This window comes from Enterobacter genomosp. O, assembly GCF_001022965.1.
GTDB lineage: Bacteria > Pseudomonadota > Gammaproteobacteria > Enterobacterales > Enterobacteriaceae > Enterobacter > Enterobacter cloacae_L.
In genome coordinates this window covers 1-1,028 of the sequence record NZ_LECZ01000012.1, presented here as the reverse complement: position 1 = coordinate 1,028, position 1,028 = coordinate 1, and the positions used below count along the sequence as shown (strand labels likewise).

Below are 1,028 nucleotides of genomic sequence, written 5' to 3'. Positions count from 1 at the left end.
CCTTCACGGATTGCGAAACGCAGACCGTCGTCCATCGCGATTGGGTGGATCAGAGTCACAACCATCTTGATGTTGTCGCCTGGCATTACCATCTCAACGCCTTCTGGCAGTTCGATGGTACCGGTCACGTCAGTTGTACGGAAGTAGAACTGTGGACGGTAGCCTTTGAAGAACGGAGTATGACGGCCGCCTTCATCTTTGGACAGGATGTACACTTCAGATTCGAACTTGGTGTGTGGCTTGATTGAGCCTGGCTTAGCCAGTACCTGACCACGTTCGATTTCTTCACGTTTGATACCACGCAGCAGAACACCAACGTTCTCACCAGCACGGCCTTCGTCCAGCAGTTTGCGGAACATTTCAACGCCAGTACAGGTAGACTTCGCAGTCTCTTTGATACCAACGATTTCAACTTCTTCGCCAACTTTGATGATACCGCGCTCTACACGACCGGTAACAACGGTACCACGACCGGAGATGGAGAATACGTCTTCGATTGGCAGCAGGAATGGCTTGTCAATCGCACGCTCTGGTTCTGGGATGTAAGAATCCAGGAAGCCAGCCAGTTCGATGATTTTCGCTTCCCACTCTGCGTCGCCTTCCAGCGCTTTCAGAGCAGAACCACGAACGATTGGAGTATCGTCGCCTGGGAAATCGTACTGAGACAGCAGTTCACGAACTTCCATCTCTACCAGTTCCAGCAGCTCTTCGTCATCAACCATGTCACATTTGTTCAGGAACACGATGATGAAAGGAACGCCTACCTGACGACCCAGCAGGATGTGCTCACGAGTCTGAGGCATAGGGCCGTCAGTCGCAGCAACAACCAGGATCGCGCCGTCCATCTGCGCAGCACCGGTGATCATGTTTTTAACATAGTCGGCGTGGCCTGGGCAGTCTACGTGTGCGTAGTGGCGAGTCGGGGTGTCGTATTCAACGTGGGAAGTGTTGATGGTGATACCACGAGCTTTTTCTTCTGGTGCGTTATCGATCTGGTCGAATGCACGAGCAGAACCACCGTAGGTTTT

Annotated in this window: 1 protein-coding gene; it reads right to left on the bottom strand. The window is 52.4% G+C overall.

What is annotated here, in order from left to right; genetic code table 11:
• On the bottom strand, nucleotides 1–1,028 hold a 1,028-nt coding region (gene tuf / locus ABR39_RS00775; RefSeq protein WP_048339011.1), incomplete at both ends, for an elongation factor Tu.